Annotated in this window: 15 protein-coding genes; 1 reads left to right on the forward strand and 14 read right to left on the reverse strand. The window is 66.3% G+C overall.

What is annotated here, in order from left to right; translation table 11 throughout:
- Positions 1–85: 85 nt before the first annotated feature.
- From PATSB16_RS08960 to PATSB16_RS09010, 11 genes are all read right to left on the reverse strand, one after another.
- Entirely contained in the window at positions 86–388 is a 303-nt protein-coding gene (locus PATSB16_RS08960; protein ID WP_047213831.1) for a YXWGXW repeat-containing protein, read from the reverse strand.
- Positions 389–574: 186 nt separating this feature from the next.
- Positions 575–1447 carry a F0F1 ATP synthase subunit gamma gene (locus PATSB16_RS08965; protein ID WP_047213832.1) on the reverse strand — a complete coding sequence of 291 codons (873 nt, stop codon included), beginning with the start codon at positions 1445–1447 and terminating at the stop codon, positions 575–577.
- Entirely contained in the window at positions 1444–2946 is a 1503-nt protein-coding gene (locus PATSB16_RS08970) for a F0F1 ATP synthase subunit alpha (RefSeq protein ID WP_047213833.1), read from the reverse strand. Before PATSB16_RS08970 ends, PATSB16_RS08965 begins: the two co-directional genes overlap by 4 nt.
- Positions 2939–3688 carry a F0F1 ATP synthase subunit B family protein gene (locus PATSB16_RS08975; RefSeq protein WP_047213834.1) on the reverse strand — a complete coding sequence of 250 codons (750 nt, stop codon included), beginning with the start codon at positions 3686–3688 and terminating at the stop codon, positions 2939–2941. The genes PATSB16_RS08970 and PATSB16_RS08975 overlap by 8 nt, the downstream gene beginning before the upstream one ends.
- A 13-nt stretch (positions 3689–3701) precedes the next feature.
- A complete protein-coding gene (locus tag PATSB16_RS08980; protein ID WP_047213835.1) occupies positions 3702–3950 on the reverse strand; it encodes a F0F1 ATP synthase subunit C in 249 nt (82 codons plus the stop codon).
- Positions 3951–3958: 8 nt separating this feature from the next.
- Positions 3959–4645 (reverse strand): F0F1 ATP synthase subunit A, encoded by a 687-nt coding sequence (locus tag PATSB16_RS08985; protein ID WP_047213836.1) that lies wholly within the window; start codon positions 4643–4645, stop codon positions 3959–3961.
- Positions 4642–4968, reverse strand: coding sequence for an N-ATPase subunit AtpR (locus tag PATSB16_RS08990; RefSeq protein ID WP_047213837.1), 327 nt, complete (start codon positions 4966–4968; stop codon positions 4642–4644). The genes PATSB16_RS08985 and PATSB16_RS08990 overlap by 4 nt, the downstream gene beginning before the upstream one ends.
- Positions 4965–5288 (reverse strand): AtpZ/AtpI family protein, encoded by a 324-nt coding sequence (locus tag PATSB16_RS08995; protein WP_047213838.1) that lies wholly within the window; start codon positions 5286–5288, stop codon positions 4965–4967. Before PATSB16_RS08995 ends, PATSB16_RS08990 begins: the two co-directional genes overlap by 4 nt.
- A 10-nt stretch (positions 5289–5298) precedes the next feature.
- Positions 5299–5763, reverse strand: coding sequence for a F0F1 ATP synthase subunit epsilon (locus PATSB16_RS09000; RefSeq protein WP_047213839.1), 465 nt, complete (start codon positions 5761–5763; stop codon positions 5299–5301).
- Positions 5760–7238, reverse strand: a complete 1479-nt coding sequence (gene atpD / locus PATSB16_RS09005) for a F0F1 ATP synthase subunit beta (protein ID WP_237170326.1) — start codon at positions 7236–7238, stop codon at positions 5760–5762. The genes PATSB16_RS09000 and atpD overlap by 4 nt, the downstream gene beginning before the upstream one ends.
- Positions 7239–7275: 37 nt before the next feature.
- Positions 7276–9063: a PHA/PHB synthase family protein gene (locus PATSB16_RS09010; protein ID WP_083566871.1), complete on the reverse strand. Its 1788-nt coding sequence runs from the start codon at positions 9061–9063 to the stop codon at positions 7276–7278.
- 246 nt (positions 9064–9309) lie between these two features.
- On the opposite strand from PATSB16_RS09010, the gene PATSB16_RS09015 reads away from it, so the two are divergent.
- Entirely contained in the window at positions 9310–9738 is a 429-nt protein-coding gene (locus tag PATSB16_RS09015) for an Hsp20/alpha crystallin family protein (RefSeq protein ID WP_047216419.1), read from the forward strand.
- A gap of 49 nt (positions 9739–9787) precedes the next feature.
- Here PATSB16_RS09015 and PATSB16_RS09020 read toward each other — a convergent pair whose 3' ends face one another.
- From PATSB16_RS09020 to PATSB16_RS09030, 3 genes are all read right to left on the reverse strand, one after another.
- Positions 9788–10615 carry a helix-turn-helix domain-containing protein gene (locus tag PATSB16_RS09020; protein WP_237170327.1) on the reverse strand — a complete coding sequence of 276 codons (828 nt, stop codon included), beginning with the start codon at positions 10613–10615 and terminating at the stop codon, positions 9788–9790.
- Positions 10616–10750: 135 nt separating this feature from the next.
- Entirely contained in the window at positions 10751–11407 is a 657-nt protein-coding gene (locus PATSB16_RS09025) for a response regulator (RefSeq protein WP_047213840.1), read from the reverse strand.
- The gene (locus tag PATSB16_RS09030) at positions 11404–13428 is read right to left on the reverse strand and encodes a PAS domain S-box protein (RefSeq protein ID WP_237170328.1); all 2025 of its coding nucleotides are present in this window, start codon (positions 13426–13428) and stop codon (positions 11404–11406) included. The genes PATSB16_RS09025 and PATSB16_RS09030 overlap by 4 nt, the downstream gene beginning before the upstream one ends.
- Positions 13429–13439 lie beyond the last annotated feature (11 nt).

A 13439-nucleotide genomic window follows, 5' to 3' on the forward strand; every position in this document is an offset into this window, starting at 1 on the left:
GCCAGGGCCAGAATCAGTAACGTTTTCATCATCTTGCTCGCTTACCAGCCGATCGAAAGTCGTTGCGCCAGCCGCCAGCGCAGGCTCAACGGGCCCAGTGCCCCTCGATCCAGCGCCAGTGAGGACCGCGCTGCACCCAATGTCCAGGCACCCAGCGGTACCCGGCATGCCGCAGCCGCCAGTGCCCGGGCACCCAAATATAACGGCCGTGCGCCCAGCGCCAATGACCGCGCTGCCAGACATAGCCCGGGCGAGGCGCCGGCATGACTTCCACGCGTGGCGGCGGTGGCGCGATAGGCGCCACGATCACGGCTTGGGCAAAGACTGCCGGGCTCAGCAGCAACGCCGCCGCCGCGAGCGCCGCCTTCGAGCGTTTGAGTATCGTCATGAAATTCTCCCGAAAGATTGATTTTGTTGATCGGGCAAGCGCCATATGGCCCGTCTTGTCGATTAAACGGCGCAACCGGGCCAATCCGTCGCAAGCCGTTGAATTTTTTTATCCGGGTCAGGCGTATGCCCGGTTTTGCGCGGCGCCGCGGGTAGGCGGACAGGCTGGACAGAGGCGGCGCGGGGCTTACCGCTCGTGCCCGTCGGGCTCGGCGACACCTTGGGCGGACAGCTCGATGATCTCGGCGGTGATTTCTTCCTGGCGCAGCCGCCGGTATTGTCCGGTCAGCTCGGCGAGCTTGGTGCGCACGTTATGCTGGGCCGAGGTCATGGCAAACAGGCGCGCCTCGTTTTCGGCTGCGAAGGACAGCAGCACGGCCTCGCACAACTGCGTATAGATATACTCCTCGGCCAGCCGTGCCAGCAAGCGGGGCAAGGGCAGGGTGGTCAGCGGCGCCTGCCCCGCTGCGGTGCGCGCGAAACGCGAGAAATCGAACGGCAGCAATGTTTTGATGACAATCTCGATCGGCTCGGTCGCCTGCGGCGTCGCGTGCAGCATCGTGACCCGATCCACGCCGCCGCGCGCCAGACGGCGATACAGCGCATCGGTCAGGCGATCGCCCAGTCCCGGCATCTCGCTGGCGTGGGCGATCATCGGGGCGCACCAGGCGATGCGCATGCCGCGGGCTTTGGCGATCAGCGCGCCGCGGTCCCCGACAAAGAAATATTCGGTCGCGCGCGCCCCCGATTGGCGCTCGGCGGCCGCCACCAGGTGCTCGTTGAACGCGCCGACGAAACCCTGTTCGGCGCACAGCACGATGACGATCCGGCCGCCGTTGGCCCGCGCCAGGTCCGGCGTCCCGGCGGAATCGCCTTGCTCCAGCGTCAGCGCCGCGCCGATCGCCTGCGCGATGGTGTCGGCACAGGTGCGGATCCCGTCGAGCCGGGCGCGGGCCTCCCTGGCGCGTGCCGCGGCAATGCCGCGCATCGCCCCGACCACGGCAGCCAGATCCTGGACGCTGTCCAGCCGGGCCTGCACGTCGCTGAGCTTGTCGCTCATGGCGCGCTCGCGCCGTCGGACGGTCGATGGCCCGCCTCGCGCGTCAAATCCTGCACGATGCCATCCAGCCGCGCGCGCACGGCCGCCGCTTCGTCGCCGGATATAGCGCCGGCCAGCAACCGTTCGCGCGCGGTCGCGATGCACGCCGGCGGCAGTGCATCGAACAGCCCGTCGGCCAGCGCGCCCAGCAGCGCAACCTCGACCGATTCGGGCAGCGGCGCAAACCGGGCCTGCCGGATCAGCGCGCGAATGCGCTGGCCCCGCACGATCTGCGCGCTGATGCGGGCATCGGTAATACCGCCGAAGCGGGTGAACATCTCCAGCTCCTGGAATTGCGAGTAGTCCAGCCGCAGACGGCCCGATGCGTGGCGCAGCGCTGCGGTCTGGGCCTTGCCGCCGACCCGGCTCACGCTCAGGCCGACATCCACCGCGGGGCGCTGGTTGGCCGCGAACAGCCCCGCATCGAGCACGATCTGCCCGTCAGTGATCGAAATCAGGTTGGTAGGAATATAGGCCGACAGATTGCCCGCGTCGGTTTCCGCAATCGGCAGCGCGGTCACGGATCCGCCGCCGAGCTCGCCGGACAACTTCGCGGCGCGCTCGAGCAGGCGCGCATGCAGGTAGAAAATATCGCCGGGATAGGCCTCCCGGCCCGGCGGCTCGCGCGTGAGCAGGGCCAGCTCACGGTGCGTCGCGGCGTGCCTGGTCAGGTCGTCGATCACCAGCAGCGCGTGCCGGCCCTGGTCGCGAAAATACTCGGCGATCGTCATCCCGGCGAACGGCGCGATCCACTGCAGGCCGGCTGGCGCCGCGGCCGGCGCGACCACGAAAACGCAGCGCTCGGGCGCGCCGTGACGGCGCACCGCATCGATCACCCGCTGCACCGCCGTGGCGCGCTGCCCGATCGCGACGTACACGCAGATCACGTCGGAATCCTTCTGATTGACGATAGTATCGACCGCAATCGACGTCTTGCCGGTGGCGCGGTCGCCGATGATCAGCTCGCGCTGGCCGCGGCCGATCGCAAACAGGGCATCGATCAGCAAGATGCCGGTGGCCAACGGCTCGCTCACGGGGTCGCGCTCGATGATCGCCGGCGCGGCCCGCTCGACCGGCATGAAAACGGTCTCGCCAAGCGCCTCGTCGCGATCCAGCGGCCGCCCGAGCGGATCCACCACGCGACCCAGCAAGCCCTGGCCGACGGGCGTGCGGACGACTTCGCCGGTGCCGCTCACGCGCGCGCCGGCGCAAATCGACTCGCTCTGATCGAGCAGCACCACGCCGATCGCCTCGACGTCGAGCGTCAAAGCGAATCCGAGCTGGCCGGTCTCGAAGCGCAGCAACTCGTTTAAGCGCACCTCGGGCAAACCCGAGACCAGCGCGATGCCATCGGCCACGTGTTCGACGCGCCCGACGCTGCGCGCTTGCGGCGCGAACTGCAGCCGGGCCAGCGTTGCGCGGTTGCGTGCCAGCCAGGTGTCGTCGCCCGCTTCAGTCATGAGACACCTCGCGACCGAGCAGTTCAGCCTGCAGCAACGACAGGTCGGTCCGCAGGCTATTGCGCACGATCGCGTGCGGCGCTTCGAGCTCCAGGCCGGCCAGCACGGCCGGATCGACGCCAAGTGAAAGTACCGCCTCGTGTCCGAGCGCCTTGCTGATCGCGCGCTGGCAATCGTCCTGTTCGACGGTGCTCAAGGCGCGTGCGGCGACCAGGCGCAGTGGCGCGCCGGCGTGGCCCAGCGAAGCGCGCAAATCGCCCGGGAGTTTGGCCAGCTCCGCCGCGAGTCCGTCGATGAAGCCGGCCACGCGCGCTTCCGGCGGCAGCCGCTCGAGCAGTCTCGCGGCCACCTCGAGCGCAAACAGCGAGGCTCGGCGGGCATCGGCCTGGGCGGCATCGCGCCGCGCCGCCGCGATCTCCGCATTTGCCGCGGCGCGCAACCGCTCGGCCTCCGCATGGGCCGCCGCGATCAGCGAGGTCTTGAGCGCCCCGGCCTCGGCAGCCGCTTCGTCCAGCGCCTTGCCGCGCTGCTGTGCCACACGCGCGGCGTCGGCCTCGGCCTGCTGGCGCGCATCGAGCGCGGCGCGCCGGGCTGCCTCGGCGTCGGCCAGCAAAGCCGCCGCGGCCTGCTGGCGCTCGCCGACAATTTTCACGATCGGAGTGAACAGAAAGTGCGCCAGCAGCCACACCAACACCAATGCATTGACGGCCTGCAGCCCGAGCGTCCACCAATCGATATGCATGGCGTCCCCGGACTCACTTGACGAACGGGTTGGCAAACAGCACCAGCAATGCCACCACCAGGCAATAGATCGCCATGGTCTCGATCATCGCCAGCCCGACAAACAGCGTGCGGGAAATCGTCCCGGCGGATTCCGGCTGGCGCGCCAGCGCGTCCATTGCCGCGGCGACGGCCCGGCCTTCGCCGAGCGCCGGGCCGATCGCGCCGAACGATACGGCGATCGCCGCGGCGAGAATGCTGACGACTTGGATCAGATTGTTCATATCGTTCCTCATTGTTTATCGGCATGCGCAGGCTCGCTCTCGCCCAGCGCCGCGCCGATGAAAACCATCGCCAATACCGTGAAGATGTAGGCCTGCACCGCGCCGGTCAGCAAGTCCAGCGCCATCAGCGGGATCGGCACCAGCAGCCCCGCCAGCGACAGCACGATGCCGACCACAAACACGCCGCTCATGATGTTGCCGAACAGCCGCACGATCAGCGAAAAAGTGCGTGTGAGCTGCTCGACCAGATTCAGCGGGATCATGAGCCAGGTCGGCTCGGCAAAGGTCGCCAGATAGCGGCGCAGGCCGCGCACGCGAATGCCGTAGAAAATCGTCGCGCAGAAAACGATCAGCGCCAGTGCCGCGTCGGTCTCGATATGCGCGGTCGGCGGCTCCACGCCTGGCACCAGCGACGACCAGTTGCAGGCGAGAATCAACAGAAAAATGGTGCCGACCAGCGCTCGGTAGGGCGCCGGTTCGACCTGCATGGTGCCGCGAATCTGCTCGTCGATCGTGCCCACCAGCAATTCGAATACCGTCTGCGCTTTCGACGGGCTCAGACGCAGGCGGCGCGTGACCAGCGCCGCGCCGGCCCACAGCACCGCCATCACAACCCAGGTCGTGGCCACCGGCGACGAGATCGGCACTGGCCCGAGGTGAAACAGCGGCTGCGTCGCAAGCGGCGAAGTCATCATGGTTGCGCTCCTTTTTGCGAGGCACCTCGCACGACGGTCTGCGTTGCCTCCCGGGCATTGCGGCGCAGCGCGCCGCGGCGCGCCAGCAGCAAGCCGGCCGCGCCGCTCAGCAACACCCATGCGCCCAATCTGGCAAGTGCGAAAAATATCAGCGCCAGCAGCGCCAGCCGGCCCGCCTGCAGCAGCAGCGCCCTGGCGGCCGCGCCCGCGGCGAACAGGCGCACGGTCTGGCGCAGCGTGGCAAAGTGCAGCACCCCGGCCAACCAGCCGGCGACGCCGCCGATGACGAGCTGCACCGAAAGTGTCAAATGTGACGCGATCATGATTTCCCTCCGGTTTGCCGGTGCATCCATTTCCATGCGAACCACAAGCCAAGCGCGGCGCCCAGCATCAGCAACGGCGCCGAGAAAAACACCCCGGTGCCCAGCCGGCGGTCCAGCCAGCGGCCGGCGGCCAGGCCGAGCAAGGTGGGCGTGACGATGGTCCAGCCCAGAATGCCGATCTGGCCCAACCGGCTGCCCAGCGACGGCTCCGGCTCGTCGCGCCGGCGCGCCTCGCGCCGCAACGCCTCGCGCGCCGCATGAGCGACCCGGTCAGTCGGCGGCTCAGCGTGCCGCGGTGGGGGAGTGTCGTTCGGATCCATAGGACTGCCTTCATTCGGCGGGCAGCGCCGCTGCCTCGGCCGGGCCGACCGGACGCGGCCCGGACGCCGGAACGGGTCGCAGGTAGCGCAGCAACTGACGTACCGCCTGCGCATGCAGGCGGGTCTGCTCGGCGCGCGCGCGACGTTGCGCGTCGAGCTGCCTGGCGCGCGCGGCGTGAACTTCCGCCTCGAGCGCTTCGAGCGATTCGCCCAGCAAGCCGTCGCGGCAGGCGACGGTGACGCGGCGTCCGTCGATCACCTGCAATACGCCTTCCTCGACCGCGCAGAAGTGCATGACGCCGTCGCTGCCGTGCCAGCGCAGCACCGTCGGGCGCAGCACGGTCAGGAACGCGGCGTGACCCGGCAGGATACCGAAACTGCCGCTCTCGTCCTCGGCGCGCAGCGCGGCGATCGCATCGCCGTCGAACAGTACGGCGGCCGGCGTGGCGATGCTCAGGTGCAAGGCGCGGCTCATGATGGCGTCCTGCTCGCCGGCGCGGCGCCGGCCCGGGGCCGCGCAGCTTCAGCCTGCTGCCGCTCCTTCTCGCGCGCCTCGTCGAGCGTGCCGACCATATACAACGAACTCTCCTGCCAGTCGTCGCATTCGCCGGCCAGAATCGCCCGGCAGCCGGCCAGCGTGTCGGCCACCGGCACCGCGCGCCCCGGCACGCCGGTAAACGCCTCGGTTACCGCGAACGGCTGCGTCAGAAAGCGCTGCAGGCGGCGCGCGCGGCCGACGATACGGCGATCGTCGGCGCCCAGTTCCTCGACGCCGAGCAGCGAGATAACGTCCTGCAACTCGCGGTAGTGCTCGATCACCTGGCGAACCTCGGTGGCCACTGCGGTATGCTCGGCGCCGACCACCAGCGGGTCGAGCAGAATCGACGACGAGGCGATCGGGTCGATGGCCGGATACATGCCTTCGGCCGCCATCGTGCGCGACAGCACCACCATGCTGTCGACGTGCGCGGCAATGGTCGTCACGGCCGGATCGGTGAAATCGTCGGCCGGCACGTACACCGCCTCGATCGCGGTGACCGACACTTGTCCGACCGAGACGATGCGCTCCTGCAAGGCGGCTACCTCGCTGGCCAGCGTCGGCTGATAGCCGACCCGCGACGGCAGCCGGCCCAACAGGCCGGAGACCTCGGCGCCGGCCTGCACGAAGCGAAATATGTTGTCCATCAGCAGCAGGACGTTCTGATGGCGTTCGTCGCGAAAATATTCGGCGATGGTCAATGCCGTGAGCGGCACGCGCCACCGGGCGCCAGGCGGCTCGTTCATCTGGCCGTACACCAGCACGGTGCGCGGCAGCACACCCGAGCCGCGCATCTCGAGCAGCATTTCATGGCCTTCGCGGGAGCGCTCGCCGACCCCGGCGAATACCGAAATGCCTTGATAGCGCTCGACCATCGCGTGGATCAACTCCATCACCAGCACGGTCTTGCCGACCCCGGCGCCGCCGAACATGGCGGCCTTGCCGCCCTGCGCGAGCGGCGCGAGCAGATCGATTACTTTGATGCCGGTGGCAAAGATCTCGGTGGCAGCGCCTTGCGCGGACAACGGCGGCGGCTCGCGGTGCATCGGCCGGCGCGGCACGTCGGCCGGCAGGGGCGTGCCACGATCGCCCGGCGTGCCGGTCACGTCGATCAGGCGGCCGAGCATCGCGTCGCCCACCGGCACCGCAATCGGCCCGCCGTGCGCGCGCGCGGCCGCACCGCGCCGCAAGCCGGCGGTCGACTGCAGTGCCAGCGCACGCACCGTGCGCGCGTCCAGATGGGCCTGCACCTCCGCGAGGATCGTGCCGGCGCCGTCGGCCTGCACCGTGAGCGCCTCGTCGACCCGGGGCAACGCCGTCTCGTCGAAGGCAATATCGAGCACCGCGCCGCGCACCGCCGTGACGCGGCCGCGCGCGCTCGGGGCTGCGGGGTCGTCAGGCAGGGCGGTCAAAATTCTTCTCCATGGAGACTGGGTAGGCGGGCGTTCGCTATTTCTGGAACACGTACGTGCCCGGTGCAGCCGGCAGGCCGGCGCCGGCATTGCCGAGTCCGAGCGGCGGCGGGGCCACTGCCTTGGGCGCCGAATGCGCTTTGAGCCAATCGGTCCAGGCGGGCCACCAGGAGCCGTCTTGCGCGGCGTGCGCGGCAACCCACTCGTCGGGGCCTACGCGCAATTGATGAGCGGCCGTATGTCCATAGCGGAAGTGGCGGTGAGCGTGCCCGGGCTCGCTGACGATTCCGGCGTTGTGCCCGCCGTTGGTCAGCACGAAGGTGACGTCCGCGTCGAGCAGCGTGTGAATCTTGTAGACCGAGCGCCACGGGGCGATATGATCGTACTCGGTGCCCACCACGAAGGCCGGCACGCGCACGTTGCTCAGCGCGACGGCGTGTCCGTCGACGCGGTAGCGGCCGAAGGCCAGGTCGTTGTCGAGAAACAACTGGCGCAGGTACTCCGAGTGCATGCGGTAGGGCATGCGCGTCGAATCGGCATTCCACGCCATCAGGTCGGTCATCGGCGTGCGCTCGCCCAGCAGGTAATCGTGCACGATGCGCGACCAGATCAATTCGTTCGAGCGCAGCCATTGGAACGCCCCGGACATCTGCCGCGCGCTCAAATAGCCCTGCGACCACATCATGCTCTCGAGGAAATAGACCTCGCTGTCGTCGATGAACAGTTGCAGCTCACCCGGCTCGGTGAAATCGGTCTGCGCGGCGAACAGCGACAATGTAGCCAGACGCGCGTCGCCGGCGGTGGCCATGGCGGCCGCGGCTATTGACAGCAGCGTGCCGCCCAGGCAGTAGCCGGTGGCATGAATCTTCCGCTGCGGCACGATTTCGCTGACCGCATCAAGCGCGGCCATCACGCCGTCGCGCCGATAGTCTTCCAGGCTCAGGTTACGGTCCTGCGCCGTTACATTGCGCCACGAAATGCAAAAAACCGTGTGTCCTTGCCCGACCAGATAGCGTATGAGCGAATTGTGCGGCGACAAGTCGAGGATGTAGTACTTCATGATCCAGGCCGGCACGACCAGGATCGGCTCTGCGCGCACCGTGCGCGTTGTCGGAGTGTATTGGATCAGTTCAATCAGGTGATTGCGGAACACGACCTTGCCCGGGGTCACCGCAAGATTCTCACCAACGACGAATTTTTCGAGCCCCACGGCCGGCAGACCACTCATCTGGCGCTGCACATCCTGGAACGCATTGCCCGCGCCCTTGAGCAAATTGGCGCCGAAGGTCGAGGCGGTACGGCGGGCGACGTCCGGATTGGTCCAAGGAAAATTCGAAGGCGCGATCAGATCCAGCCATTGCCGGGCCGCGAACGACACCATGTCCTCGTGGTGGCGCGTTGTGCCCGGCACATCTCGCGTGGCCCGGCGCCACCATTGCTCGGTGAGCAAAAACGCCTGTTGCCAATAGCGATAGGGCTCGCTTTGCCACGCCTGCGATCGAAACCGGCTATCGCCAGGCGTCGGCTGCAGCGAGGGCGGCGCGCTCTCGTTGCACGCGAGCTGAGTACCATAGTTCGCAATCTGTTCGAGCGCCCTGGCAAGCAATGCCGCCAATTCGAGCTGCTTGCCCGGCGCCGCGGCCAGATGGATGCCCCAGTCGGACAAGGCGAGCAGCAGTGCCGCGGGTGACAGGCCCGAGGTCAGGCGCGCGATGAACGCCTCCTTGGCGTGGTCGAGCGCACGAAATGGCAGATCCGACGGCGGAGGGGTTTGGCTCGAGTGCTGGTCGTGTTGGTCCGACGAGAGGCGGGCAGGGATATCCATCGAATTTCCTTTGACAAAACGCTGTTCGGCGCGGCAGCCAATATCGATTCTCATCATGCACCTCGCCGCCCGCGCCACGCGTGGAGGTGACGAGTTCATTTGACGTACGTCATAAATTTCCGCCGGTGCGCAGCTAGGATTGATTACGCTTGCTCAATTGCGCGATGACTCGGCACCATGCGGCATGGCGCCGGTTCCGGCGCGGCTTGGGCAACATCCATTCACCAATGCCGCCTGGAGGCCATCATGGCAAATCTCACCCGTTTCGATCCCCTGAGTTTCGACGAACCTTTCGAAAATTTCGTGCGTAATTTCTTTTGGAAACCGGTCGCGCTGGAAGCATCCAAGTCGATGCAGATCAAGCTCGACGTCAAGGAAGACGACAAGAATTACACCGTACGTGCCGATCTGCCGGGCGTGGAAAAAGAAGATATCAAGGTCTCGGTCGACGGCAATCAGGTGACGATCAGCGCCGAAACGAAAAAGGAATCGGAAGAAAAGAAGGACGGCGATTACGTGCATCGCGAACGCTATTACGGCAGCGCCTATCGGAGCTTCACGCTGGCGCAGGCTGTCGACGAAGCCGGCGCGCAGGCCTCATACCGCGACGGCGTGCTGGAGCTGGTGCTGCCCAAGCGCAGCAATGGCCAGACCAAGCAGTTGACGATTCAGTAAGCCGCCTGAATGCTCGGCCGGCCCTGCCGCGCGGCAGGGCCACGGCGGTTCAGGCGAGCACCGAGCGCAGGCCGTCGATGTCGACGATACGGATGAGCTTTTGCTGCAATTCGATGAAACCGGCATCCTGAAAACGCGAGAAAATCCGGCTCACGGTTTCCATTTTCAAACCCAGATAATTGCCGATTTCCTCGCGCGTGACGCGCAGGTGAAATTCCCTGGACGAATAGCCACGCTCGGTCAGGCGGTCCGACAGATCGAGAATGAACGAGGCCAGCCGCTCCTCGGCGCGCATATTGCCCAACACCATCAGCAGCCGGCGTTCGCGTGCGATCTCCTCGCCCAGGAACTGGTGAACCATATGCTGGATCCCCGGGATGTCGTGGCACAAGGCTTCCAGGCGATGGAACGGGATCACGCAAACCTGGCTGTCTTCCAGCGCGATGGCGTCGCACGCGTGCTTCTGCATGCTCAGGCCATCGAGTCCGAGCAACTCGCCGGCGATCTGAAAACTCATGACCTGCTCGCGCCCGTCGGGATTGAACAGCAGGCTCTTGAACGACCCGGCGCGTACCGCGTAGATATTCTCGAACGGGTCGTCGGTCCGGTACAGCGCGTGGCCGCGGCGCACGGTGCGGCGCACCGACACGACCGCATCGAGTTTTTCGATGTCTTCGCGGCTGAGCCCTTCGGGCAGGCAAAACGCGCTCAACAGGCACGACGTGCAGCGCAGCGCGGCTGCCGTCTCGGAGGCCGGGTGCAGGTGATGAATCTGCCGCACCGGCAGGCTCGTCAAGGTTGCTTTCGCGGGGCACGGCAGGGGGGCGGAGGTCGCGGGCAGACGCATGGTGATTTCCTGCGAGGTCGAGATAATCATGCGTCAAGTATCGGCAAAGCCCGCCGCAAAATCCATTGGCAAGCTGCCCGATTCGCTATCGGTTCACACCTACAGCTGTAAGCCGACGACTACGACTTTAGGATGATCGCGGCCGGCGCGGCAGCCGCATGGCCGCTAATTGGCGGGTTCGCCGTCGTCGTTGAGAAAATGGTGCCGGATCGCGTACTGCACCAGTTCGGTCTGGTTCTGCAGCTGCAGTTTCTGGAACACGCGCGCCTTGTAGGTACTGACTGTTTTGGTGCTCACGCATAACTGTTCGGCGATTTCCGAGATGCTGCGGCCCTCGGCCAATTGCAGGAACACCGCGAATTCCCGGTCGGAGAGCTGGCGGTGCGGCAATTCGTCGCTGTTGCTGCTGCGAAAATCGAGGGCGATCTTCTCGGCGATCGCCAGACTCATGTACGCCCCGCCCGTGGCGACCTTGCGCACCGCCGCGACCAGTTCGGTCGGCGCGCTTTCCTTGGTCAGGTAACCGGCGGCGCCAGCCTTGAGCACACGCACCGCATATTGCTGCTCGCCATGCATGGTCAGCACCAGAATCGGCACTTTAGGAAATTCTTCCTTGATCTGCTTGATCAATTCGATGCCGCTGCGTCCCGGCATCGACATGTCGAGCAGCAGCACGTCCCAGGTCCCGCGGCGCAATTGCGCGATCACCTCGGCGCCGTTGGACGCCTCGCCGTCGACGCTCAACCCATCGGCCATGCCCAGAATCTGCTTCAAGCCTTCGCGGATGAGCGCGTGGTCGTCGGCGATCAGGATGCGCGTCATTGCGGCGCCTCGCTGGATGCTCGCGCGGCATCGACGGCCGCCTGGGGCAAAATAATATCGAGCCGGAATCCCTCGCCGGGTGCGCTGTAGACGTGCATTTCACCGCCCAGCATTCTGGCGCGTTCGCGGATGCCGATCAAACCGAACGATTTCGGCTTGCTCAACTGGTCGGTGCCCGCGCCGCGTCCGTTGTCCTGCACGCGAACCCGCCACGCCCGAGCATCGCAGCGCACGGTAATGGTGACCAGCGAGGCCTTGGCGTGGCGCGCGACGTTGGTCAATGCTTCCTGCACGATGCGAAACAGCGCGGTCGCAGTATTCTCGTCGAGATCGGCGGGGTCGTCGTGCACCCGCAGTTCCGTTTGAATGCCGTAGCGGTTGGAGAAGTCGTTGGCCAGCCACTCCAGCGCGGGAGTCAGGCCCAGGTCGTCGAGCATCACGGGACGCAGGTCGGCGGCGATGCGCCGCACTTCGCTGACGGTCGCGGCAATCAGCTCGTGCATGGCCGCCGTGCGCTCACGCAACGTCTTGGCATCGGGCGGCAGCATCACGTCGAGCATCGACAGATCCATCTTCAGGGCCGTCAGGCGCTGGCCGAGATCGTCGTGCAGTTCGCGCGCGATATGCATTTTCTCTTCCTCGCGAATGCTCTGGATGCGCGCCGAGAGCCTGGCCAGCTCATTTCGCGAGTCCTGCAGCGCCTGCTCGGCCTGTTGCCGGTCGGTGATGTCGCGCAGCAGTACCGTGTAGAGCTTACCCTGAGCATCGCGGTTTTGCGAGATCGAGGCCTCCACCGGAAATTCCTCGCCGTTGGCGCGCAGGCCCCACAAGGGCCGACCCGGCCCCATTTGCCGCTCGGAGACGCCCGTCTTGCCGAAATTTTCGATATGCCGCTCGTGGATGTTGCGGAACCGTTCCGGAATGAAACGATTCAACGGCGTACCGATTGCCTCCATGGCCGAGCACAGGAATATGCGTTCGGCCATCGGGTTGAAAATCACGATATTGTACTGCTCGTCGACGGTGATGACCGCCTCCATCGCCGACTGGATGATGCCGTAAAGCCGCGACTCGTTTTGGCGCAGATCGGCCGACATGCGCTGCGCGGTGAGGCCGACGTCGATGCGCATGCGGGCCAGCGAGAGCAGGCTCCAGAGCAACAGCAACGATAGCGCGACGCCGCCGATCAGCACACTGCGCGCCCAGCCGATGCCTTGCATCACGTCGAAATTACCGTTGGTCGTATAGATCAGCAGCAGCGAGCGGCCGTCGACCGCGACTTTCTCGCTGCGGCTCAATGCGTCGGCCTGATCCTCGAGGCCATCGCGCGAGCCTTGCCGGCTGTCGAACAGCGTTACCGGCGGCGAGGCGGTCACATCCTGCACGGTGAGGTCGATGTCGCGCAATAGATCGGGGGCGGCGGCCGTCAGCAATGCATCGAGGCGAATCACTGCATAAACATAGCCGCTGGCCGGCTGCCGTGCGGGCGAGCCCAGCAGGGAGGCCGAGCCGGCCGGATAGACCGGCATCGCCAGACGCATGATCGGACGGCTCGTCTGGCCGCCGGTATCCGGTGAGGGCGGCAGCATCAGCATGACACCCGGTGTTGCCTCGCGCGGCAACACCGCGGCGTCGCGCAGCGGCTGCCCCAGCAGCCTGGCGTTGTCGCCGTTATATGGAAACACCGCGCTGACCACGGCTTGGCTTGGCGGCTCCGCCTGGACAAATGCCAGCGTTTCCAGGCCGGGCAGCGATCCGTCGAGTCCGAGACTGCGATCGTAGGCCTGCCAGGCGTCCTGCGTCGGACGAGTGGTTCCCGCGCGAATCGCGGCGGCGCGCAGCGTCTGCTGGTAGTCGACCAGCAAGTGGCGCAGGCTGCGGGAAATCAGCACAGTTTGCCCGTAGAAGTGGCGTTGGGCGCTTCGTTGATCGCTGGTGCGCATGCCCAGCCAGATCGAGGCTGTGCCGAGCAGCGACACCCCGAAGACCAGCCAAGCAATCGGGATGGGCCAGCGAATCAATATTTTGTGCA

It is taken from the genome of Pandoraea thiooxydans (assembly GCF_001931675.1).
Taxonomy (GTDB): domain Bacteria; phylum Pseudomonadota; class Gammaproteobacteria; order Burkholderiales; family Burkholderiaceae; genus Pandoraea; species Pandoraea thiooxydans.